Here is a 22,473-nt window from a genome sequence, read left to right as displayed (position 1 = left end):
TATTGTCTGGAGCCTTAATCTTCAACTAATTCAGTTAAATCTTCAATTAAATCATCTAGCTTTTTCGTTAATTTCTTACGCTGCTTAGCTGTTAACGTGTTCAATACATGTACCGTTATCTCATGACTTATCGCATCATTTTGTTTATTAAGTTCAAGTAATTCTTCACTCCTTAAACGTTTTCTCCCGTTTATCATCAGATCAGTAAAGGCGTCTACATAGCTTTGATCTAATTGTTCAGGTGTTAACAGTGTAAAAAAAGATTGTTGCCAAGAGGTTCGATAAGCTAACCAATACTCTCGTTCACTCTGAAAGCCTTTAACTAACTGGTGAATTTTCTGCTTTTGTGTACTTGTTAGTTTTCCTACCCACTCTTTTAGATCTGCAATTTGTTCCTTTTCTCTCGCTTCTAACCACTCTTCTCTACTTAAATTTTCATGATCATCAATGCGTTTTTGGCGGATCTTTTTAATATTATCAATAAGCGACTCTCTTTGTTGTTTGCTTAATTGTAGAGAAAGTTGTGCAACTTCAGGAGCGACTTTTCGCATTAACACTTGCCAATGGCCCGTTATTTTTTCTTGATGTTCAGCTAAATCTTCTTTGCTAACACCTGCTGATATTTGTGATTTAAATTGTGTTAATTGCTCTTTATACTGATTTAGCTGTGTATCACGATGCCACTGGTGTAGTTCTTCAAATTTTAGATCGAAATTTCTTTGCTGATCTCGGGTTAAATCCACGTAATCATCAAGATACCAACCTACCCACCAATCAAGGTGGTTATACATAAACGTAGTACTACAACCTGTTAATAAACCAACAAATAAAATAATAAAAATATTACCTTTTAATTGCATCTTAGTTTTCTTCCTGTGAATCTTGTATAAAATTAGGTTAACGTATTAAAAAATCAATGCAAAGTATGAATGTAACCACCTATGTCTGCAATAAATAAACAAAAAAGCAATACAATACATGTTGGTTTGCTTACCAGCGGCGGTGATGCTCCAGGCATGAATGCAGCAATACGAGCGGTTGTACTCGCTGCTGCCGCTAATAACATTAACGTTACCGGTTTTCACCACGGATATAACGGCTTAATAGGCAACGAATGTAGCTTGCTGAGCCTTGATGATGTTCAAGGTATAATACGTTTAGGTGGCACTATACTAAAAAGTGCACGTTGCAAAGCCATGACCGAAAAAAGCGGCATTGATAAAGCGGTTGATACGTTGAAACAAAATAAAATTGACGCCTTAATCGTTATCGGTGGCGACGGCTCTTTCTGTGGATTACAAGCTATTCAAAAGCACTGGCAAGGACTAACAATAGGAATTCCTGGCACCATCGACAATGACATTGATGGTACAGACTACACCATTGGCTTTTCAACGGCAGTAAATACTGCGATTGACGCCATAGATAAAATACGTGATACCGCGAATGCATTTGATCGCGTTTTCATTGTTGAGCTAATGGGGGCGTAAAAGCGGCCATATTACCTTTAATGTTGGAATATCATGTGCTGCTGAACAAGTGATATCTTTTGAAAACTTTCACCCCTCAAAAAAACGATTAACGCTAAATAAGCTAGCCGATAACATTCAACAATCTATTGTTGTCAATCAAGCCAGTTATTTAATTGTTATAGCTGAAAATTTATGGCCTGGTGGCAGCCAAGTTTTCGCTGACGAACTTTCAGCGTTATCAGGAGTCGATTGCACACTTTGTACACTTGGTTATATACAACGAGGTGGTTCACCTGTCGCTAAAGATAGAATATTGGCAACAAAAATGGGCGTAGCAGCTATTCAAGCAATTATGCAGCAACAAACGGAAGTGATGGTCGGCGAACAAAATAACGCCATGGTGTCCATACCATTAACTCAAACAGCACTCCATCAGAAACAAGTGAGTCAGTCATTAGTTGATGCGCAACAAAATATCTTAACTATGACTGCTCAAACGGATACTTAGAAAACATTCAATTGGATTAAGTCAATGTCATTTCAGGAGGTAATTGATTGTTTAACCTTTTCTTTATAGCTGCGACTAACCTTTAGTTCTTTACCATTAGTCATCACTAGATAATATTCTCCATTTAATTGACTGCAAAATTTATCAACATAATTTTTATTTACAATGGTTGAGCGATGGCTTCGAATAAATAATCGCGGATCTAAACTCTCTTCAAGTTGCTTCATGGTTTTACGTAAAATATGTGTCTCGCTATTTGTGTGAACACACATATAATCACCAGCAGCGTCAATCCATAGTATCTCTTTAACGGGTACCCGGCTGACTTCACCGCCGTCTTTTATAGCAAGTACGTCTGAAAAATGTGATACGGTAACAGGGTTATTGTTTGCTAGATCATTTATAATATCTTGACTATCGTGGCCAGTAACATCACTGACAAGCTTGACAAGTTTTTCAATGTGAACGGCATGCTCTGAGCTTGATAAATTACTTCTTACTTTATCCAGTGTTTGTGCAAGACGCTCTTCATCTGCTGGTTTCATTAAATAATCTTGAGCATGAACATCAAACGCTTTTAATGCGTATTGATCAAAGGCAGTAACAAACACCACTACGGGTAAGGTCAAATCTTGCTCTAACAATGCCTGCATTACTTCAAAACCATCTAAGCCTGGCATCTGTATATCTAGAAACATCAGATCAGGTTGATAAGCTCTAACCGCTTCAATCGCTTCTCTACCGTTACTACACTCCATCACAATGTCGATATCATCATGTGACTGTAATCTAACAGCTAGACCCTTTCTAGCTAGTGCTTCATCATCAACAATGATGGTAGATAATTTTTTGCCCATTAATTTACCCAACTTCGTATGGCATTCTGATGTTCACTTTAACACCATTTGGCGTATTATTGGATACAACAAGTGAAAAATTCACATCATAAAGCGCTTGTAAGCGCTCTCTTGTATTGGCAAGCCCTACTCCATTTTCTCGATATAAATTACCATTTGATATTTCAGCGCCAGGACCATTATCAGATAACTCAAGTAATAGATCATTACCAAAACTGGACACATTAACATTTATCGCGCCACCTTGTTCTTGTACGGCAATAGCGTGCTTAATTGAATTTTCAGCTAACGGTTGAAGGATCATGCTCGGCACCAATGCTTTTTGACAATTTGCATCGACTGTAAAATTAACCTGTAACCGCTCTTCAAACCGTACCTTTTCAATATCAAGATACAACTTTAATGCTTGCAACTCGCTTTCAAGCGTTACTTTCTTCATGGGATCTTTATCAAGTGAATATCGTAAAAATTCGCTCAATTTGGTGACCATTTTATTAGCGGTATTATTTTCATTCACTAAAATTAAGGTAGAAATGGCATTTAATGTATTAAACAAAAAATGTGGGTTTAACTGATACCTAAGCATTTTAAGTTGTGCTTCATGTGCAACGGTATTGGCTTTTAGCACGTTTTGTTTTTCTTTTTGCAGCATTTGATAATATTTAGTCCCGAAGTACAGCAAGCTCCAACTCAGTACAATAAAGAATGAAAACGTGGTATTTCTAGCGTAATAAATCAAGTTATCAGGGCGATAACCATGCTTATAAATTTCCCAATAGTTAATGTTTTGCACTACTTGCCAAATTAGGCCGGTAATGTATGAGCATGCAAGAACATACAAGGCTATTTTTAACGGGGTGAAGTTCCATATTTTACGATATACATAACGCAGTGGAATGGTAAACAACCAACCAGCATAGGCATTTAATAAGATAATCACCGTAAATATATCACGTAGATCGTGCAATAATGACCCAAGGTAATGAACAAGCGCAAAGCCAAACCAACCCGCAGTGTGCATTAACCAAAATAAACGGTTTCTATCTTCTATTAACTTCGTCCAATTCACAAAAACAACCTATTTTTCTCCGTTACTTATCATTATGATGTACGTAGTGGTATGGCGCATTACCGCTAGTCGTGACAAATGTACGACTTATCTCATTTTACGTTTGCTTGGCAAACATTGCGGTTATTAAGGTCTGCTGTCTTTCGAGATTGATAGGGAATTTAAAAGGCGGCGAATGCCGCCTTCTAACAATTAAGGCAACGATACCATTTTACCCAGTGGTTGCCCGCCAAGTAAGTGAAGATGAATGTGATAAACTTCTTGTCCACCATGTTGATTACAATTCATGATCAAACGAAAACCGTCTTCTGCAATGCCTTCTTCTTTCGCTAACTTTTTCGCGACAGTAAATAGGCGTCCCATAATTAACTCATCGTCTGCTTCGATATCATTAACCGTTGGGATCAATTTATTCGGTATGATCAAGATATGCGTGCTTGCTTGCGGTGAGATGTCCCGAAACGCCGTCACTAATTCATCTTGATATAAAAGATCCGTTGGGATCTCTTGACGAACAATTTTTGAAAATATTGTTTCTTCAGCCATAGTAAACCTTATGCAGTGGTAAGTTTTGCTTTTGTCATTTTAGCAAACCTTTTGACATCTTCTACCAGTAAATAGTTAACTGGTATTAAAATTAGCGTAATAAACGTGGCGAAAATAATACCAAAACCGAGCGATACCGCCATTGGGATCAAGAACTGCGCTTGTGTCGCTTTTTCAAATAATAGTGGCATTAAACCTATAAACGTCGTTAACGATGTTAACATTACGGGTCTGAACCTTGATTGTCCTGCTGTTAATACTGCTTCCATTAAAGCAATACCTTCTGCACGGCGTTTATTAATAAAATCAACGAGTACTAAGCTATCGTTAACCACGACGCCAATCAACGCCATAATACCGAGTAAACTCATTATTGTGAGATCCATTCCCATGATCCAGTGCCCAATAACCGCGCCAATTGCACCAAACGGTATCACAGACATTACGATTAATGGTTGTATGTACGACTTAAATGGGATAGCCAATAAGCAGTAAATAATGAAAAACACAAAAGTTAAACCTAATTGTAAGCTACTGAATGAATCACTTTGCTCTCTAGCTTCGCCTTCCATAGTAAACGAGACCCCAGGATATTTAGCCACTAATGATTCCATAAAAGGCCTTAAATCATTATTTAGCACCGTCATATTGGTACTTTCTTTATCAACATCTGCAGTTACATTCACTGTTCTATATCGATCTATACGGTTGATTGCAGACGGACTTTTACCGGCTTTTAGTGTGGCAACATGAGACAAAGGAACTTGCCCTCCGCTTGGTGTTGCAATCAGCATTTCATTTAAGTTGGCAACCGACTGCCGTTCAGATAGTGGAAATTTGATCATCACTCTGACGTCATCTCTTCCGCGTTGTATGCGCTGGATTTGTGCACCAAAGAATGCATTCCTAACCTGACGAGTAATAGTGGTGCGGGAAATTCCCAATGCATGACCCTGTTCGGTCAATTCAATCTCAAGTTCTTGCTTACCATTAGACAAGCTATCTGAAATTTCAAATGCTGTAGGATAGGTTCTTAGCCGCTCTTTTACTTGTTCTGACACTTCTTTTAATGTGTCTAAATCATTAGCTGCTAATTGAATATCAATAGGATCACCACCACGGCCTATTTCGGCTCTAAAGGTTAAGCTTTCAGCACCAGGCACTTTTCCAATTAATTCTCGCCATTCATTCACAAGTTGTCTGGTACCTACACCAGAATGATTTTCATCTGCGGGGGTAATTTCAAAGCGTACACGTCCTTGTTCGTTACGTGTGATAGCCAATACATTTAAAATAATACTGGTGCCATTCTCATCACGATATTTATCTTGTAATTCTCTCGCTGCATTTGCCATTTTAACGACGTAGCTATCTACCACGTCATAATTAGTTCCAACTGGCATCGTTAAGTTTGCACGAGCTGTTTCACTGGCTATACGAGGGAAAAAGACAAACTTTGTCCAGCCTGACATAATAAATGCGATGATAATGAAGAACACCCCAATGAATAAACTTAGCGTAGTTAGACGATGCTTTGTTGCAATCGCCAGAATGGGTTTATAGTAGCGAATAATTGCGCCTTCAAAGCCATCAGCAAAATTTTGCTGCCAACGACTAAAACGTGATCCGGTCGAATTATCGGTATCTTTATTACGAATTTTTAAATGTTTTAAATGCGACGGTAAAACAAACTTTGACTCAATAAGGGAAAACAATAAAACCGGTATCACAACGACAGGAATTTGTGCGAAAATCGCACCGCGCATGCCGTCAATAAACGCTAAAGGTAAAAATGCTGCAACGGTTGTTAAAATACCAAAGGTAACTGGAGTAGCCACCTCTTCAGTGCCTTTTACCGCAGCTTCTAAGCCACTTGATGCCGTTTGGGAATGCCGGTAAATATTTTCACCGGTGACTATGGCATCATCAACCACGATCCCCAGCACTAATATAAAACCAAATAAACTCATAATATTAATTGAGATATCAAATACCGGCATCATGATAAATGCGCCCATAAAACTAACCGGGATACCAATAAATACCCAAAAAGCAATGGTTGGACGTAAAAATAATGTCAATAAAATCAATACGAGGAAGCCACCTTGTAGTGCATTACTGATAAGCGTATTTAAGCGGCTCTTTACGATTTCAGAGTCATCATCCCAATAACTAAGTTCGAACCCTTTGGGCAAGGTAGATTGACGATCTTCAATATATGCTTTTACAGCATCAGCAACATCTATCGCGTTCTGATCACCTATACGATAAACTTCAATCATCGCACCTTGCTTACCATTGAACCTAGCACGCATAGGTGTTTCTTCAAAACCATCATTAACGGTAGCAACATCACTTACATGAATAATAGAACCATCAGCATTGGTTTTGATCACAATCTGTTCAAATTCATCTTTGCGATATGCTTGCCCTTTACTTCGCACTAATACATCACCACCATCAGTACGAATGTTCCCTGCGGACATATCAGATGAACTGTTTTGAACAGCAGTTGCAATATCAGTAATGCTTATTTGATATTGACGTAATTTTTGTTGGCTCACTTCAATATTAATTTCATAGTCACGCACCGCATCTAACGACACTTGTGTAATTTCTGGTAACGTTAATAAATCATCGCGCACTTGTTCCGCAAAGGTTCTGATCTCTTTTTCGCTATAATCAGAAGCAACAGTGACTGCAATAACTTCTCTTTTACGTTGTAGTAACGAAATGACAGGTTTTTCAGCTTCCCCAGGGAATGTGTTAATCGCATCAACGCGGCTTTTAACATCATTTAGAAGCTCTCGTGCATCGTAGCCAGAATCCGCTTCAATACGCACCCTTGCAGAGCCTTCAGTTGAAGTGCTGCTGATTTTTTCAATACCTTCAAGGTCTTCTACAGCTTCTTCAATTCTGATCGCAACCCCTTTTTCAACATCTTCAGGTGTTGCTCCACGTAAACTTACTGAAACGTTGACAATGTCTGATTCAAATGAAGGAAATACTTCGAGTGGAATATTACTTTTTATTGACATCACACCCATCATTAAGATGGTGATCATCAACAAATTAGCGGCTACATGATTTCGAGCAAACCAAGCGATCATAGCTCACCTCCTTGAGGTTGCTTGCGAGCAGCTTGGTTAGTTAACTTATTGCCTTTTTTACCGTCTTTTTTCATCGTTCGCTTAGGCTTATCATTGCTGTTGGCAATTTGCCCATCACGCTCGTTTATCGCCACACGTGTACCCGAAGTGACTTGACCTAACGGCGTTAATACAAGCAAATCACCTTCAACGAGACCTTGATCAATAATAGCAACCTTGTCGTTCTGCCATGTCGTGGTGATTTCTTTACGAATTAACACATTATCTTCAACAACATAGACGTAACTTCCTTGGTAAATAGCTCTGTTCGGAATCGTGATAGCACCTTCAACGGTTTTACCCGTAATTTCAGCACTAACATACTGACCGATTTTTATCGGCATGCCATTGTTAACTTCAATACCATAAGGGTCTGTAATTTGTGCTACAACATATAATTGCTGAGAGTTAACATCATAGGCGCCCTCTGTGCGTACTACCTTACCTTGCCAAAATTGCTCCTTTACCAAGCTAGACTCAAAGCGTACCTCAGGTTGCACCTGTGCTTGTGATAAACGCGTATTTTCAGGTAAATCGATATAAGGTAAATCTTTATTTTTAAGCGGTAAACGAATTTCAACATAATCAATCGCATAAATTTCAGCCAATTGTGTTCCTGTAGATACCAACTGACCCACATCGACATTTTTGCTTAATATTCTGCCAGAGAAAGGTGCAATTATACGTGTTCGTTCTAATGCAAGTTCAGCTTTATGCAAACTTGCTTGTGCTGATTCAACATTTGCTTTCGCCGCTTGAATTTGTGGTTTTCTCATCACAAGATCTGGCGCTTGTTCGTTATTACCTAATCGCGTCCAGTCTTGTTTAGCCTGTTCTACTCTTGCTTGTTCTTCACTATATGTTTGACGAGCGTTCAATAAATTTGATTTCGCTATCGCAACTTCTGCCTTTAAGTCACGGTCATCAAGACGAACAAGTTCATCTCCTTTTTCAAAGAAGCCACCCGCTTGAAACTTTTCAGAAATACTCACGATTTGGCCTGATACTTGAGGATATAGAATGCTTTGCGTTCTTGGTTTTACCGTTCCATAACTTTCAATAATGACTGTAAAGCTCGTTGGATTGATGGTTTTTACATCTACATCTAATTGCGCTACACGCTTTGGTGCTTGTCTTTTACTCTGTGGTGGATTACCGATAATAAACATTGCGATTACGACACACGCGATAATCACAATTAAAGGAAGAATAAACGTTAATTTAAGCTTTTTCATAGTAGTTACTCATCGCTCCATAAACCATTGGCCAACTCACTGGTATTTCCACCAAGGGCTGCATGTAATGTTATTTTATTTTGTAATATTTGATTGGTTAGCTGTATTAGCTGTGTTTGGGTATCAAAGGCTCGTCGTTGTGCTTCAAGTACCGTTGAATATGTTACTAAGCCCTTCATATATTGATCGAAGGCGAGCTTTTGTGCCGCTAAGGTATTTTCTAACGACTGATTAAATTGGCTATATCTTTCTTGAAGCGCTTGCCTATTGCTTAAAGCATTCTCAACTTCAACAAAACTTGCGTGTAAGCTTTGCAAATATTGTTGTTCTTTTTGCTTAACCGTGATGCGAGAAATTTCTTCTTGTGCCGCTAATTTACCCGCATTAAAGATCGGTGCAGTTAAGCTACCAATTAATGACCAAGCTAAAGGGTCCCCACTTAATAAGTTACCGATATCATCGGCACTATCACCAATATTTGCACGCAATTGAATGCTTGGAAAACGTTGTTTGTGTGCAATGGCTAAACCTGCATCTGCAGCAAGTAAGTCATACCAACTACTTTTTAGATCAGGTCGGCGAGCTAGTATTTCTGAAGGAGTTCCAACTGCAATATTTTCGTTCAACACTGGTAACTCTTGAGTGTTAAAGCCAATAGGTTGCTCTGGCGATCCTAATAATAAAAATAGTTGTCGTTGAATTTGTCGTACTTGTTGTTGTTGATCCGCTACGCGAGCAAGTTGGCTACTGACATCATTTTTAGCTAAATAGACATCAAGTGCTTGATTTAATCCTAATCGATATGAACGCTCCATCATATCTAAGTTATCAGATAAATTTTTTGCCCGCTCCTGATACAGAGAAAGCAATTGATTAGCTTCTGCTAATGAAAACCACGTACTCGCTACTTCAGTGATTAATGTCAAACGCTGTTGCTCTAGTTGCGCTTTCGCTGCAGCGTATTGCAAGTTTGCTTGGCGTTGCTGAGCTGATAATTTACCCCATAAATCAATTTCATAGCTTAACTGTAAAGAAATATCAGCGGTATTATTATAAGATTGCGTGGTATTACTGGTTGTTTTTCTGCGTGATTGCTCTGCGGTTAAACTTAATTCAGGTAATAAAGTTGCCCCTGCAATTGTTACTTGCTGTTCTGCCAACATAAGTGAATAATAATTACTTTTATATTCTTGGTTATTATTCAATGCCTGTTCTATCAATGTAAGCAAAGTTTCATCCTGAAAGCTATTCACCCAATTATTGACAATAGGGGTTTGTTGCTCACTCATGGCACTTAGCCATTTTTCGGGCGCAGTAAAGTTTTGGGTGTTTTCGTGTATGGCTGAAGGTGCGCTGCACCCTGCAAATAATACACTACTGACAATTAAACTTATGATGTTTGAAGGTTTAGCTAAAATCATTATTGTTTCGCTATATATACAAATTAATTAAAAACTTTTTGTTATTAAATATGTTACTTAACCCATTATAAACTCACAATGGTATTTACATAGCTTTACGTATAACAACTCAAGCATCGATAAAACGACAAAAAATCACGATAAATAACACTTAATTTTACTTTTAAAGCGACATTATGGATCTCTCAACAATACTTCTTTTTATATCGACCTTCTTCTTGATCAGTTTAACGCCTGGCATGTGCATGACACTAGCACTCAGTTTAGGCATGAGTATTGGCGTGAGAAAAACCTGTTGGATGATGTATGGTGAGTTATTAGGTGTTGCTATTGTAGCAATTTCTGCTGTGTTAGGCGTGGCAACCTTAATGTTAAGTAGCCCTTTATTATTCTTGCTGTTTAAGGTTATCGGGGCTTGTTATTTAAGTTATCTAGCAATTCAAATGTGGCGTAGTAAAGGTACGCTATCTTTACATGGTAAAATATCAACGTCTCAACAAACAGATATCAGCGCGTTATTCAAACAAGGCTTTTTCACCGCCATAGCTAACCCTAAAGGTTGGGCATTTATGGTTTCTTTATTGCCCCCCTTTATCAACAAAAGTTACGCGTTACCACCTCAATTATTTGTTTTGGTTACCATTATTCTTATTTGTGAGTTTGTTTGCATGTTTATTTATGCCACCGGTGGTAAAGGGCTTTCTCTGCTATTAGCTAAACATGAAAATGTAAAAATACTCAATAAAACTTCTGCGTTACTGATGTTTTTTGTCGCGATATGGCTAGTAATGAGTTAACGCAAATAACTAGGTACTGTGATAGAAAACGTTTCAGACTGTTCAGCATTATTGGTCACTGTTATCCATATACGCCACTGCATACCTGTATTACCACAACTACCAACAAATCCTTGCGCTTCATAGTACCCTTCTTTATCAGCGTTAAACATTAACGGTATTTTACCCATGTACATATTTTCTCCTTCCATATAGCCCGTAACTTTAATGATTTCGCTATTATTGCTTGAATCAACTCGCATAATAAATGGCGTTTCTGCGACTAACCTTTGTTGATTGAACTTTAGATCAACTTGGTTGTTTAAAACCTCAACAACGCAAGCACTTTGCCCATCGATACAAATTGGATTTATTGTCTTTTCAGGTTTATGATCTGTACAGTTTACTAGCATCAAAAAAAGAAAAGTTAAGAAAAATTTACGATACATTTTATTCAGGGTAAGTCTTTAAAAATGTGGAATTTACAGGGAATTGATGACAAATTAAACACTTTAACGATTTTTTTTGATTTAAAACAAATTTTCTCTTATCTACAGGTGACTTTTTGGTGCTAAATGTCTATTATTCGCGCGGGTTTAAGACTCGCTATGTGATTAAGTAATTTTTAGGCTATAACTATTACTATAAATCACTCTTCAATTTGAAACTATTTTATAATTATAACTGCGGAAACCATACCATGACTCAAAATGATTCGTCAGCAGTTGACTATAACTACAATGTTGTACGTCAGTTTACTGTAATGACTGTAATTTGGGGTATTGTAGGTACTTTACTTGGTGTTATTATTGCTGCGCAGCTCATATGGCCTGCGTTAAACTTTGATACTCCTTGGTTAACCTATTCCCGATTACGTCCTCTTCACACCAATGCGGTAATTTTTGCTTTTGGTACCAGTGCGTTATTTGCGACTTCATATTTTGTTGTACAAAGAACGTGTAAAACCAGCCTTTTTGGCGGCTCCCTTGCAGCATTTACCTTCTGGGGCTGGCAACTCGTTATCGTGCTCGCGGTAATCACCTTGCCCCTTGGTTATACTTCTAGTAAAGAATATGCTGAATTAGAATGGCCAATCGATATTTTGATCGCGGTCGTGTGGGTGTCTTACATCATTGTTTTTTTTGGTACATTAATAAAAAGAAAAACTTCACATATCTATGTGGCTAACTGGTTCTTCGGCGGTTTTATTCTTACCGTAGCTGTTTTACACATTGGTAACAGTATGGTTATACCGGTATCGATGATGAAGTCGTATTCAATCTACTCTGGTGCTATCGATGCCATGATGCAGTGGTGGTATGGTCATAATGCAGTAGGTTTCTTATTAACAGCTGGCTTCTTAGGGATGATGTATTACTTTGTGCCTAAACAAGCTGAACGTCCAATTTACTCTTATCGCCTCTCTATTGTTCACTTTTGGGCATTAGTATCACTTTATATCTGGGCTGGCCCTCACCATCTACATTACACTGCATTACCTGACTGGGCGCAAAGTGTTGGTATGGTAATGTCTATTGTTCTATTCCTTCCATCTTGGGGCGGTATGATCAACGGTATTATGACCCTTTCAGGTGCTTGGCATAAATTACGTTACGACCCAATTTTGCGCTTCTTAATTGTTTCATTATCTTTCTATGGCATGTCAACTTTTGAAGGCCCTATGATGGCAATCAAATCAGTAAACGCATTATCACATTACACTGACTGGACTATCGGACACGTTCATTCAGGTGCATTAGGTTGGGTTGCCATGATTTCAATTGGTGCAATGTATCACTTGATACCTGTGTTATTTAACCAAGGCCGTATGTATAGCATTAAGTTAATCAATGTACATTTTTGGATGCACACCGCGGGTGTAGTTCTGTACATCGTTGCAATGTGGATTTCGGGTGTTATGCAAGGATTAATGTGGCGTGCTGTCAATACAGACGGTACGTTAACGTATAGTTTTGTAGAAAGCTTAACCGCTTCATATCCTTTCTATATTATCCGTTTCTTAGGCGGTGTATTAGTTGTAGCTGGCTTTATATTAATGGCTTACAACATGTTCAAAACCATTTACGCAGAAGACAATAGTCTTAAGCGTGTTGAACAAGTATAAGGGGGCTGAACATGAAAAATAAACATGAAAAAGTCGAAAAAAGTGTAGGCTTGTTCTTTATCTTTACTATTTTCGCTATTAGCATTGGTGGTCTTGTAGAAATAACACCACTTTTCTTTCAAAAAGAAACAACGCAACCAGTAGAAAATTTACGTCCATATACGGCATTAGAACTCGAAGGACGAGACATCTATATCCGCGAAAGTTGTAACGTATGTCATAGCCAAATGATCCGCCCTTTCCGTGCGGAAACAGAGCGTTATGGTCATTATTCTGTTGCGGGTGAGCATGTATGGGAGCATCCATTTTTATGGGGTTCTAAGCGTACTGGTCCTGATCTAGCACGTGTGGGTGGTCGATATAGTGATGACTGGCATCGTGCGCACTTGATCGATCCTCGTTCAGTGGTACCAGAATCTAATATGCCAGGCTTCCCTTGGTTAGCCGAAAATACACTTGATGGCAACTTAACGGCAAAGAAATTGGAAACGTTTAATTTCTTAACAAGAAATAGAAGCCATAAAGATGAAGATGGTAATCCAATTCCATTATATTCAGCTGAAGATATCAAGAATGCTAAGTTAGCAGTAAAAGGCAAAACTGAAATGGATGCCTTAATTGCTTACTTACAATCTCTTGGTCACGCATTGAAGTAATCGTCATGGATTATGGAACGCTTAGAGGCGTAATAGCTTTATTAATATTAGCTTTATTTATCATCATTGTGATCTGGTCATATAACAAGAAGCGCAAGTCAACGTTTGACAAAGCTGCTAATTCTATTTTTGAAGAAGATCACAAAAAAGAAAATAACAAACAGGAGACTAATAATAATGTCTAGTTTCTGGAGTATTTGGATAACTGTTCTCACACTTGGAACGTTAGTAGGTTGTTTTCTCCTACTACGTTGGTGTTTAAAGAACTTTGTTGGTGTCCCTGAGGGCGAGTCAACTGGCCATGATTTCGACGGTATAGAAGAATTAAATAACCCCTTACCCAAATGGTGGAGCACATTTTTCTTGGTCACCATTATTTGGGGCTTTGGCTATTTATTAATGTATCCAGGGTTAGGTAATTTTAAAGGCTTATTTGGTTGGACAAGCTCTAATCAAGGCATTGTGAGCATGGAAGACTCAAAACAACAAGCCGCCGAAGCTAGAGAAAAAGGACTTATCGTTGAATACGATATGGAAATGAAAGCGGCAGAACAACGGTTTGGCCCTATCTTCGATAAATTTGCAACATTTAGTATTGAAGAAATTGCGAGTGCTAAACATCAAGAAATTGATTTTGATCTTGACCAAGAACTAACACCAGCCCAAGAGCAATTGCTACAACGAAAAGAAGCGATTGAAGTGGGTAAACGTTTATTCTTGCAAAACTGTTCGCAGTGTCATGGTTCTGATGCTCGCGGTACTACCGGTTTCCCTAATCTTGTTGATAAAGATTGGTTATACGGAGGCACTCCTGCTGACATTAAACACAGCATTATGGAAGGCCGTAAAGCACAAGGTATGATCGCTTGGGAAACCATGTTAGGTGGTGAACAAGGTGTTAAGGATGTAGCTGCCTATGTGCTAAGCTTAAGCGGACGTGAAGCTAAGCAAGGTAACATTGAATCTGGTAAAGAAAAATTTGTTATGTGTGCAGCTTGTCATGGGGCTGAAGGTCAAGGTAGTGAAGCAATGGGTATTGCCCTTGGCGCGCCTAGATTAAATGATAACATTTGGCTTTATACAAGTTCAGAGCGTGGTATTCAAGAGTCTATTCGTCATGGACGTGCTGGTGTAATGCCCGCTTGGAAAGATATTTTAGGTGAGAAGAAAGTGCATGTTATTAGTGCTTATGTTTACAGTCTTTCGCATGAGTAACAGGTAATTACTTATTACACTTAAAAAACCTCTTTCATTTGAAAGGGGTTTTTTATTGCTTTTTTGTACCCATCTAGCTGAGTAGATAGTTAATCTGAACTCGGGATAACAACTTGATTAGCTAACTTCTTATTCCGAACTAGTTAGTTATTATTGAACAGGATATATAAGAAAACTTTAAATGTACCTGACCCCTTTAATTCTCGCTTAATGGCATAAAGCATGCTTGCTCTATTGCAGAAGATAACAAAATATTCTCAACACCATTATCACGTATATGATGAATGAACTTTAACGTTTTAAAGGCATCAAACCAAACGATAAATTGCTTCTCAAACTGTATTTTTTTAGCACTTAAATGCTGTTCAACAAACTTTGTAAATCCGATAGCAATTAATGCATGTTTACTCTTCGTTGATAATTGTTCGAGCCATATGTTTAAAGAAAATCTTAATTCAAATAGCGTATCTACGTTATCTAACACATTTTTCAAATTATCAAAAATGGCCGGATGATAATAATAGTATCCTAATCCTTGTTCGGCTTTAGTGATTATCTTTTCAACCGCAGGCCCTGTGCCAAATGGCACCCGATCTGAAAGCCTAGCGTTTAAAAGTACGGTGCTGCGTTCAATAAAAAATACCTTACCAAGCTTGGCAAGTTTGTTAATTAAATAAAAGTCTTCACCTGCACTTCGTTTAGGAAAACCCCGAACTTGGGCGTAATGTTGAGCTTTAAACGCAAGTAGACTACCTATAGTATAAAAATTATAAGGGGAGTTGGCATATGTTAATCCTGCTACGTAGTAACGCATTGCTTGTTCATATAGCGCATTTGCCTGATAAATCTTCTTATCATCACATTGATGAGTAAAATTATAGGTAGCAATGGCCACGTCTTCATTGCAACTTTTTACTGCTGAAAAATAATCAGTCGGCAAGGTTGCGTCAGCGTCCGTTGAATGAATCCATTGACTAAGCACCACCTGTTGTTGCATTAATAGGCAAGCGAGATCTGCTCCAATTTTTCGTGCCAGTCCCACCCCTTGTTTTGCTGGAATGCCTTTTGTGAATCTGTCCACCACTAATATTGCTGAAGGTGAATCAGCAAGTTGTACTAAAGCGAGATTCTGGTTTTGCCATAACAAGGGCCCGCTCGCTAACGCTGCAGTTTGAAGCGCCAATTGTAATCTATTCTCTTCATCTGTTTCAGGTTGATTTACAACAAGAATGACTAAAAAACCCTGTTCAAGTAAACTGCTTTCATTAAATTGTGTTAAGAAAGCAGTACACTCTTTATAGGCCGGTATTACCACTACGTGGTGATAACGTAAACCTGAAGGCAATTTATCGATTAACATCACCTCAGGCTCAGCATACCGCTGAAGATATTTTTCAATCACGTTCATCAGCGATTAATGTAACGCTGCTGTAAAGGGTAATTGTGAACAAATATCAGCTTCTGCTATCAAAATTTCTTCTAACCTTTGGTCAACTTCAGCTTTATCAAAATATTCATAGGCTAACTCTACAAAGAGATTTTTATGTTTTTCTTCAGATTTAGCAATACTGACATAGAAATCTTTTTCTTTCCCTTCAGGAAGCGCTTGAGCAACAAGAGAGAATCGTTCATGACCTCTCGCTTCAATAACACCTGCAACCAAAAGTCTATCTAAGAAGAATACGTCTTGACCGTGACGAAATAACCCGCGTATTTTTTTGATGTACACATCTTTCGCATCGTTGCCAAGTTGTATATCACGTGCCTGCATTAGCTTGATCACTTGCTTAAAGTGAATCAACTCTTCAATCGCTAAGTCTGTCATGGCACGTACTAATGTCTTTCTATCTGGATAATGGGATAACATAGACACCGCCATTCCTGACGCTTTTTTTTCTGCCGCGGCGTGATCTTGTAAAAAGGTATCAAAGTCTGCTAGCACAGCTTCTGTCCATTCAAATGGGGTATGGTATTTTAATTCAAACATAAGGCTCAAACAGTTAGTACAAAGATAATTGCGCGCTATTTTACCCTGCTTTTACAGAACAACAAGTAGAGAAGCTTCGAACGTTTAAAATGGTGATTTATTTATCCGTTATTGCTAACTGCAGCATTTTTTTCAGTTGTTGAATAATAGATTTTGATTTTTGAGGCTCATACCCTTTTATACTTGGTGTATGAATATGCCCTACCGCTAGCATTGGATTTAATTGATCACGTAACAATAAGCTTCGATACGACACTTCATTAGAAAGATAACCACCTCCTGAACCTTCTACTGAAGTACGTTTTTGCAATTGCATAATATGTTCAACCGTAAGTGGACCTGTCACTGTGGTTACACTGCGGTTATCATTTATTGCAAATGGACCTGCAGCGTTAGACATCGCTTTGACGGGTAAACTAAATTCAATAAATTCAGGTCCGTCTAGGTGATGATTATTTAATGAAGGAAGTATTGGATCTTTTTTTGTCGCGCCAGTAAACATATTTAGATTATCAGGCGCATGTGCGCTACGTCGTAGGCCTGGAAAGCGTTCTAAATCAAAATCTGTACGTCCCATACTTACCGTTATTATATAATCAACTTCATTAAAATAAGGAGATAACAATGCTTCAACCATGCCTTGATCAAAGTCTGCAAACCTTACAGGTAATATTAACGTTTCAATTTCCACACTTATACCATCTTTACTGATCAATAAATCGTCAAGCGCTAACGCCGCAACGCCAGATGGATTACTTTGACGAATGTTGCGATCTAAAAAAAACGGATCAAACCCGGTCACTAACATTTTTTTATCGCTATTTTTATTAAAAGAGATGTCTTGCTGACCTCTAGAAATCAATTCAAACTTCCACATTAATGCTTGTTGCTGTGTATAAAGTGCTTCTTTAAAAGCCGGAGCAGCACGTAAAGCAGCAGACATTGATAACCTAGCCCAATAAAGACTTCTATCATCAAATCGTTTAGTTTGTTCAAAACTTGTAACACCTTCCTGCCACAATAAACGTGCGTGACGAATGACAACTTGCGTTAAGGCCGTAACATTACGTGCTTGCTTAATTTGTTGTTCAAAAGTTTCTACTCTTGATTTAAGTACATTAAACACATTAGGCATTGCTGTTTTCGCATCAACAATTCGTTGCTCTTCGACACTTTTTTCGATGATGGAATTGTTCGAAACATTTTTTGCGTTAGCTAAGGTATCTGGCTTTTCGTTTTGTTGTTGATATAAAGGTTGACTAAACACCGAGTAAGGCAGGCTCACTGAAAATAACGCAACCATAAGATATTTTGCTAAGAAGCCTTTCATATTAATCCCTTTATAATGCAATAAAATTTATCAACGCCTACTAACGATAATAAGCATAAAAATGACATGAGGAAAGCGATTTATCGTAACACACTATCTTAATAACAATACTTAGGTTTCACTCTTAACGAGAACTATCTTTGCAATTAATGTAATAAAATTACAAACACCTATTGCTTTTTTAATTATTCATGGCAAAGTGTTCAGCACAGTTGTTGTATTTGTCCTGTCAAAGATAGCTTTCTCAATAAACTTCTCCGCAAGCAAGCAATCGCTGTATTCACAATTTGGTTTACATATACAAGAGGTAGCGCTTCAATGTGTTCGATATTTGGTATATTAGAAATAAAATCTGGGGCAGATGCCCTTCGTCCTAAAGCAATAGAATGTTCTCGTTTACTTCGTCATCGCGGCCCTGATTGGTCAGGTGTTTATAGCAATGATAATGCTATATTGGTGCATGAACGTCTCGCCATCGTAGATACAGAGCACGGTGCTCAACCACTATATAATGAAGACAAATCTCACGTTCTTGCAGTAAATGGTGAAATTTATAACCATAAAACGCTCGAAGAAAGACTCACCGTAGATTACCACTTTAAAACACATTCAGACTGCGAAGTTATTTTGCCGCTATATCAAGAGTTTGGTACTGAGTTCGTTGATAAATTACAAGGAATGTTTGCGTTTTGCTTATATAACGCAGAGGACAATAGTTATTTAATTGCTCGCGATCATATTGGGATTATCCCCCTTTATACCGGCCGTGATGAAGACGGAAATTTTTATGTGTCTTCAGAAATGAAAGCGTTAATGCCACTTTGTAAAACGGTTGAGGAATTTCCACCTGGACATCTACTAGACAGTAAAGATGGTAATTTAGTTAAATATTATCAACGAAACTGGATGGAATATTCAGCAGTTAAAGATAACTTCACCAGCAAAACAAAGTTAAGAGAAGCGCTTGAAGAATCAGTTAAAAGTCACTTAATGACAGATGTGCCATACGGCGTACTGCTTTCTGGTGGTCTAGATTCTTCATTAATTTCATCAATTACGCAGAAGTTTGCTGCTAGACGTATCGAAGAAAATGACTTATCGGAAGCTTGGTGGCCAAAAGTGCATTCATTTGCCTGCGGATTAGAAGGTTCACCTGATTTAATTGCGGCGCAAAAAGTCGCCGATAGCATTGGTACTATCCATCACAGTGTGGTCTTTACCGAACAAGAAGGTATTGACGCACTCAAAGAGGTAATTTACCACTTAGAAACATACGATGTAACCACAGTACGTGCCTCAACGCCAATGTATTTAATGGCACGTAAAATTAAAGCCATGGGCATTAAAATGGTACTCTCTGGGGAAGGTGCAGATGAAATTTTTGGCGGTTATTTATACTTCCATAAAGCACCAAACGCCCAAGAGTTCCATGAGGAGTTACTACGTAAATTAGACAAGCTGCATATGTTCGACTGTTTACGTGCAAACAAATCTATGTCGGCTTGGGGCGTTGAAGCGCGAGTACCGTTTTTAGACAAAAACTTTATGGATGTTGCCATGCGCATTAATCCTGAAGATAAAATGTGCGGTAACGGTAAAATCGAAAAAGGTGTTTTACGTGCCTCTTTCGAAGGTTATTTACCTGATGAAATTTTATGGCGTCAAAAAGAGCAATTTTCAGACGGTGTAGGTTACTCTTGGATTGATGGGTTAAAAGAGCACGTTGAGTCACAAGTGACTGATCAACAACTTGCTAATGCGAAATTTAAATTTCCTCATAACACGCCAGACACCAAAGAAGCCTATTTTTATCGGGCAATATTTGAAGAACACTTTCCGCTAGAGTCGGCGGCAAAATGTGTACCTGGTGGTAAATCGGTTGCATGTAGTACACCACAAGCACTCGCGTGGGATGAAGCCTTTAGCAAAATGGCTGATCCATCGGGCCGTGCGGTACAAAACATTCACAACGATAGCTATTAACTGTCGCTAGTGTGTATGAAAAACCGGCATATTTGCCGGTTTTATACTTTTAGTGAATTTATTTACCCAAAACTATTAAAACTTCTCACAAATTGATTTAAAGTTGAGGTTTACTTTAGTTAATCACAAAGAAGGCGTTATTTTGTCTAATCGCGTAGAACCAGAAATTCCAAACATTACGTTAGATGATGATCATATTAAGCCGTCATCAACCAAAACAACGAATACAAATAGCACAACACCGACTAAAACGGTAACTTCCCCAAGTAAAACATCCGGTGTGTCAATATTTTTTACCGTCGCTATTTACCTCGCACTGGCAGGTACAGGTTATTATTTCTTTGAACAAAATAAGCAATTAAAAACCTCTATTAATGAAGCTGAACAACGTATTCAACAGCTTGAAGATCAACTCTCTGCTACAGGCGAAGAAATGGGCGAGTCTACCGTTGCCCTAAAAGCGAAGTTACAAGCTATTTCTGAAAAAACCGAAAAACTTTGGGCAGAAATGGACAAGCTATGGGCTTCTGCATGGCGAAGAAACCAAAGTGAAATAAAAGAACTACGCGCACAAAATAAAAAACAAGCGAGTGCTAACAACAACGTAACAAATACCGTCAATACGTTAGCCGCATCTGTTGGTAATATTACTGAAAAACAAACGGCTACAGAATTTACTGTTGATGCACTTTCTGAACAAGTACAACAAGCTAATACTTTAAAGCAAGAAATCAATCAACTAAGTGATGATATGGCAGCTATTCAACAAAACATTCAAGGTAGAAATAGCCAACAAATTGAAGTAGCAAGCAATGTTAACTCACTTGATATGCAAATTAAGCTGTTGATAGAGCGAATTGAATCGTTAGAAAACAAAAAAGCAGTGACCATTCCACCCGGTAACTAAAGAATCCAAGAATCACACTTCTACTTGTGCGAGGTTTGTTCATTGATAAACCTCGCGCAAATACTCAATATAAAACCCTTATTTCTTACTTTCAGTTATTTATCCAAGAGTTAACGTAAGGCCCCTACGATGGTTTAACCCTTGTAGAGTCTAATTGTACCTGACCCTATTTAATAAGATCACAATGCGCGAACAATATCTTTAACAAGCTCTGGCCCTTGGTAAATAAAACCGGTATAAACTTGTACTAGCTTTGCACCGGCTTCAATTTTATCTTTTGCATCTTGGCCACTACTAATGCCGCCAACCCCTATTATGGGTAATTTATTATCTAGCGCTTTTGCTAATATACGAATGACTTCTGTGCTTTTGTCTTTAACAGGAGTGCCACTTAACCCCCCTGCTTCGTTGCCATGTGCTAAATGAGAAACTTCTTCACGAGCGAGTGTGGTGTTGGTAGCAATAACACCATCAATTTCATTGGCGATTAAACACTCAGCAATGGAATGTATTTCTTCTTCAGTTAAGTCAGGAGCAATTTTAACGGCGATAGGCACATATTTATCAAACTGACGAGCCAATGATAACTGTTCCGCTTTTAACGCTGATAACAAGGCATTTAGCGCATCTCCATATTGAAGTTCACGTAACCCAGGCGTGTTAGGCGATGAAATGTTTACCGTAATATACGTCGCAAAATTATACACTTTACGCATACAGTGAATGTAATCATCTTTCGCATTTTCTTCGGGTGTATCTTTATTTTTCCCAATATTAATGCCTAAAACACCACGGAATTTAGCTTTTCTCACTTGATCAACTAAGTAATCAACGCCTTTGTTATTAAAGCCCATACGATTAATAATGGCATTTGCTTGTTCAAGTCTGAATATTCTTGGTTTCTCATTACCCGGTTGTGGTCTAGGCGTTACCGTGCCTACTTCAACAAAACCAAAGCCCATATCGTCAAACGCACGGATACACTCACCATTTTTATCTAGGCCTGCGGCTAAGCCACAAGGATTTGGAAAATGAATACCCATCACTTGTACCGGCTTTTCTGATACTGTTTGTTTATAAGGAAAATTTAATAGTGATGCACCCGTGTTTTTCAGTGCTTTAATCGTAAAGTCATGTGTTGTTTCGGGGTCCATTTGAAATAATACTTTACGGATCGCTGAATAAAACATAGTACCTCTGCATGTGTTGACAAAAAATCACCAACAAAAGTAGCTAA

General features: G+C 38.2%; 21 protein-coding genes. 9 read left to right on the top strand and 12 right to left on the bottom strand.

Going from position 1 to position 22,473, the window contains the following annotated elements:
- Nucleotides 1–14 precede the first annotated feature (14 nt).
- Nucleotides 15–860, bottom strand: a complete 846-nt coding sequence (locus BI291_RS13850; RefSeq protein WP_074499362.1) for a DUF6279 family lipoprotein — start codon at nucleotides 858–860, stop codon at nucleotides 15–17.
- A gap of 81 nt (nucleotides 861–941) precedes the next feature.
- Between BI291_RS13850 and BI291_RS18605 the strand changes: the two genes are divergently transcribed.
- Nucleotides 942–1,490: a 6-phosphofructokinase gene (locus tag BI291_RS18605; RefSeq protein WP_254849586.1), complete on the top strand. Its 549-nt coding sequence runs from the start codon at nucleotides 942–944 to the stop codon at nucleotides 1,488–1,490.
- A 49-nt stretch (nucleotides 1,491–1,539) separates the two neighbouring features.
- Nucleotides 1,540–1,980 carry a 6-phosphofructokinase gene (locus BI291_RS18600; protein ID WP_254849585.1) on the top strand — a complete coding sequence of 147 codons (441 nt, stop codon included), beginning with the start codon at nucleotides 1,540–1,542 and terminating at the stop codon, nucleotides 1,978–1,980.
- 32 nt (nucleotides 1,981–2,012) lie between these two features.
- On the opposite strand, the gene BI291_RS13840 is transcribed toward BI291_RS18600, so the two are convergent.
- The 6 genes from BI291_RS13840 to BI291_RS13815 all read right to left on the bottom strand — a co-directional run bounded on the left by BI291_RS13840 (nucleotide 2,013) and on the right by BI291_RS13815 (nucleotide 10,257).
- Complete coding sequence (locus BI291_RS13840; RefSeq protein ID WP_074499361.1) at nucleotides 2,013–2,837, bottom strand: LytTR family DNA-binding domain-containing protein; 825 nt, start codon at nucleotides 2,835–2,837, stop codon at nucleotides 2,013–2,015.
- A gap of 4 nt (nucleotides 2,838–2,841) precedes the next feature.
- On the bottom strand, nucleotides 2,842–3,906 hold the full coding sequence (locus tag BI291_RS13835) for a sensor histidine kinase (RefSeq protein WP_074499360.1): 1,065 nt from the start codon (nucleotides 3,904–3,906) through the stop codon (nucleotides 2,842–2,844).
- Between the two features lie 192 nt (nucleotides 3,907–4,098).
- Nucleotides 4,099–4,452 carry a purine nucleoside phosphoramidase gene (hinT, locus tag BI291_RS13830; RefSeq protein WP_074499359.1) on the bottom strand — a complete coding sequence of 118 codons (354 nt, stop codon included), beginning with the start codon at nucleotides 4,450–4,452 and terminating at the stop codon, nucleotides 4,099–4,101.
- 8 nt (nucleotides 4,453–4,460) lie between these two features.
- The gene (locus BI291_RS13825) at nucleotides 4,461–7,562 is read right to left on the bottom strand and encodes an efflux RND transporter permease subunit (protein ID WP_074499358.1); all 3,102 of its coding nucleotides are present in this window, start codon (nucleotides 7,560–7,562) and stop codon (nucleotides 4,461–4,463) included.
- Nucleotides 7,559–8,836 carry an efflux RND transporter periplasmic adaptor subunit gene (locus tag BI291_RS13820; RefSeq protein WP_074499357.1) on the bottom strand — a complete coding sequence of 426 codons (1,278 nt, stop codon included), beginning with the start codon at nucleotides 8,834–8,836 and terminating at the stop codon, nucleotides 7,559–7,561. The genes BI291_RS13825 and BI291_RS13820 overlap by 4 nt, the downstream gene beginning before the upstream one ends.
- Nucleotides 8,837–8,841: 5 nt before the next feature.
- Nucleotides 8,842–10,257, bottom strand: a complete 1,416-nt coding sequence (locus tag BI291_RS13815) for an efflux transporter outer membrane subunit (RefSeq protein ID WP_074499356.1) — start codon at nucleotides 10,255–10,257, stop codon at nucleotides 8,842–8,844.
- A 173-nt stretch (nucleotides 10,258–10,430) separates the two neighbouring features.
- On the opposite strand from BI291_RS13815, the gene BI291_RS13810 reads away from it, so the two are divergent.
- Nucleotides 10,431–11,054 (top strand): LysE family translocator, encoded by a 624-nt coding sequence (locus BI291_RS13810; protein ID WP_217693836.1) that lies wholly within the window; start codon nucleotides 10,431–10,433, stop codon nucleotides 11,052–11,054.
- Here the strand turns inward: BI291_RS13810 and BI291_RS13805 are convergent.
- On the bottom strand, nucleotides 11,051–11,482 hold the full coding sequence (locus tag BI291_RS13805; protein ID WP_074499354.1) for a hypothetical protein: 432 nt from the start codon (nucleotides 11,480–11,482) through the stop codon (nucleotides 11,051–11,053). The two genes, BI291_RS13810 and BI291_RS13805, sit on opposite strands and share 4 nt — an antisense overlap.
- A gap of 251 nt (nucleotides 11,483–11,733) precedes the next feature.
- Here BI291_RS13805 and ccoN point away from each other — a divergent pair, with 251 nt between their 5' ends.
- From ccoN to BI291_RS13785, 4 genes are read left to right on the top strand one after another with little or no spacing between them, the layout of a single operon-like run.
- Complete coding sequence (gene ccoN / locus BI291_RS13800; RefSeq protein ID WP_074499353.1) at nucleotides 11,734–13,158, top strand: cytochrome-c oxidase, cbb3-type subunit I; 1,425 nt, start codon at nucleotides 11,734–11,736, stop codon at nucleotides 13,156–13,158.
- A gap of 11 nt (nucleotides 13,159–13,169) precedes the next feature.
- Nucleotides 13,170–13,814 carry a cytochrome-c oxidase, cbb3-type subunit II gene (gene ccoO / locus BI291_RS13795; RefSeq protein ID WP_074499352.1) on the top strand — a complete coding sequence of 215 codons (645 nt, stop codon included), beginning with the start codon at nucleotides 13,170–13,172 and terminating at the stop codon, nucleotides 13,812–13,814.
- A gap of 5 nt (nucleotides 13,815–13,819) precedes the next feature.
- Nucleotides 13,820–13,999, top strand: coding sequence for a cbb3-type cytochrome c oxidase subunit 3 (locus tag BI291_RS13790; protein WP_074499351.1), 180 nt, complete (start codon nucleotides 13,820–13,822; stop codon nucleotides 13,997–13,999).
- Nucleotides 13,992–15,029, top strand: coding sequence for a cbb3-type cytochrome c oxidase N-terminal domain-containing protein (locus BI291_RS13785; protein WP_074499350.1), 1,038 nt, complete (start codon nucleotides 13,992–13,994; stop codon nucleotides 15,027–15,029). The genes BI291_RS13790 and BI291_RS13785 overlap by 8 nt, the downstream gene beginning before the upstream one ends.
- A 196-nt stretch (nucleotides 15,030–15,225) precedes the next feature.
- Here the strand turns inward: BI291_RS13785 and BI291_RS13780 are convergent, their stop codons facing one another.
- The 3 genes from BI291_RS13780 to BI291_RS13770 all read right to left on the bottom strand — a co-directional run bounded on the left by BI291_RS13780 (nucleotide 15,226) and on the right by BI291_RS13770 (nucleotide 18,346).
- Nucleotides 15,226–16,437 (bottom strand): hypothetical protein, encoded by a 1,212-nt coding sequence (locus BI291_RS13780; RefSeq protein ID WP_074499349.1) that lies wholly within the window; start codon nucleotides 16,435–16,437, stop codon nucleotides 15,226–15,228.
- Nucleotides 16,438–16,443: 6 nt separating this feature from the next.
- Complete coding sequence (locus BI291_RS13775) at nucleotides 16,444–17,016, bottom strand: tRNA-(ms[2]io[6]A)-hydroxylase (protein ID WP_074499348.1); 573 nt, start codon at nucleotides 17,014–17,016, stop codon at nucleotides 16,444–16,446.
- Nucleotides 17,017–17,113: 97 nt separating this feature from the next.
- The gene (locus BI291_RS13770) at nucleotides 17,114–18,346 is read right to left on the bottom strand and encodes a hypothetical protein (protein WP_083602069.1); all 1,233 of its coding nucleotides are present in this window, start codon (nucleotides 18,344–18,346) and stop codon (nucleotides 17,114–17,116) included.
- A 318-nt stretch (nucleotides 18,347–18,664) separates the two neighbouring features.
- Between BI291_RS13770 and asnB the strand changes: the two genes are divergently transcribed.
- Both asnB and BI291_RS13760 read left to right on the top strand, forming a co-directional pair.
- The gene (gene asnB / locus BI291_RS13765) at nucleotides 18,665–20,329 is read left to right on the top strand and encodes an asparagine synthase B (RefSeq protein WP_074499347.1); all 1,665 of its coding nucleotides are present in this window, start codon (nucleotides 18,665–18,667) and stop codon (nucleotides 20,327–20,329) included.
- Nucleotides 20,330–20,471: 142 nt separating this feature from the next.
- Nucleotides 20,472–21,236, top strand: a complete 765-nt coding sequence (locus tag BI291_RS13760; RefSeq protein WP_074499346.1) for a hypothetical protein — start codon at nucleotides 20,472–20,474, stop codon at nucleotides 21,234–21,236.
- Between the two features lie 179 nt (nucleotides 21,237–21,415).
- On the opposite strand, the gene pyrD is transcribed toward BI291_RS13760, so the two are convergent.
- Nucleotides 21,416–22,426, bottom strand: coding sequence for a quinone-dependent dihydroorotate dehydrogenase (pyrD, locus tag BI291_RS13755; protein WP_074499345.1), 1,011 nt, complete (start codon nucleotides 22,424–22,426; stop codon nucleotides 21,416–21,418).
- Nucleotides 22,427–22,473: the final 47 nt, after the last annotated feature.

Source organism: Thalassotalea sp. PP2-459 (assembly GCF_001913705.1).
Taxonomy (GTDB): domain Bacteria; phylum Pseudomonadota; class Gammaproteobacteria; order Enterobacterales; family Alteromonadaceae; genus Thalassotalea_C; species Thalassotalea_C hakodatensis.
Note: the sequence above shows the minus strand (reverse complement) of the source record. Positions and strands in the feature narration are given on the sequence as shown.

Bases quoted from the DNA above. Each gene is read 5' to 3' on its own strand.
- BI291_RS13850 (WP_074499362.1), bottom strand. From the start codon at position 860: ATGCAATTAAAAGGTAATATTTTTATTATTTTATTTGTTGGTTTATTA.
- BI291_RS18605 (WP_254849586.1), top strand. From the start codon at position 942: ATGTCTGCAATAAATAAACAAAAAAGCAATACAATACATGTTGGTTTG.
- BI291_RS13840 (WP_074499361.1), bottom strand. From the start codon at position 2,837: ATGGGCAAAAAATTATCTACCATCATTGTTGATGATGAAGCACTAGCT.
- hinT (WP_074499359.1), bottom strand. From the start codon at position 4,452: ATGGCTGAAGAAACAATATTTTCAAAAATTGTTCGTCAAGAGATCCCA.
- BI291_RS13825 (WP_074499358.1), bottom strand. From the start codon at position 7,562: ATGATCGCTTGGTTTGCTCGAAATCATGTAGCCGCTAATTTGTTGATG.
- BI291_RS13820 (WP_074499357.1), bottom strand. From the start codon at position 8,836: ATGAAAAAGCTTAAATTAACGTTTATTCTTCCTTTAATTGTGATTATC.
- BI291_RS13815 (WP_074499356.1), bottom strand. From the start codon at position 10,257: ATGATTTTAGCTAAACCTTCAAACATCATAAGTTTAATTGTCAGTAGT.
- BI291_RS13805 (WP_074499354.1), bottom strand. From the start codon at position 11,482: ATGTATCGTAAATTTTTCTTAACTTTTCTTTTTTTGATGCTAGTAAAC.
- ccoN (WP_074499353.1), top strand. From the start codon at position 11,734: ATGACTCAAAATGATTCGTCAGCAGTTGACTATAACTACAATGTTGTA.
- ccoO (WP_074499352.1), top strand. From the start codon at position 13,170: ATGAAAAATAAACATGAAAAAGTCGAAAAAAGTGTAGGCTTGTTCTTT.
- BI291_RS13790 (WP_074499351.1), top strand. From the start codon at position 13,820: ATGGATTATGGAACGCTTAGAGGCGTAATAGCTTTATTAATATTAGCT.
- BI291_RS13785 (WP_074499350.1), top strand. From the start codon at position 13,992: ATGTCTAGTTTCTGGAGTATTTGGATAACTGTTCTCACACTTGGAACG.
- BI291_RS13780 (WP_074499349.1), bottom strand. From the start codon at position 16,437: ATGAACGTGATTGAAAAATATCTTCAGCGGTATGCTGAGCCTGAGGTG.
- BI291_RS13775 (WP_074499348.1), bottom strand. From the start codon at position 17,016: ATGTTTGAATTAAAATACCATACCCCATTTGAATGGACAGAAGCTGTG.
- BI291_RS13770 (WP_083602069.1), bottom strand. From the start codon at position 18,346: ATGAAAGGCTTCTTAGCAAAATATCTTATGGTTGCGTTATTTTCAGTG.
- asnB (WP_074499347.1), top strand. From the start codon at position 18,665: ATGTGTTCGATATTTGGTATATTAGAAATAAAATCTGGGGCAGATGCC.
- pyrD (WP_074499345.1), bottom strand. From the start codon at position 22,426: ATGTTTTATTCAGCGATCCGTAAAGTATTATTTCAAATGGACCCCGAA.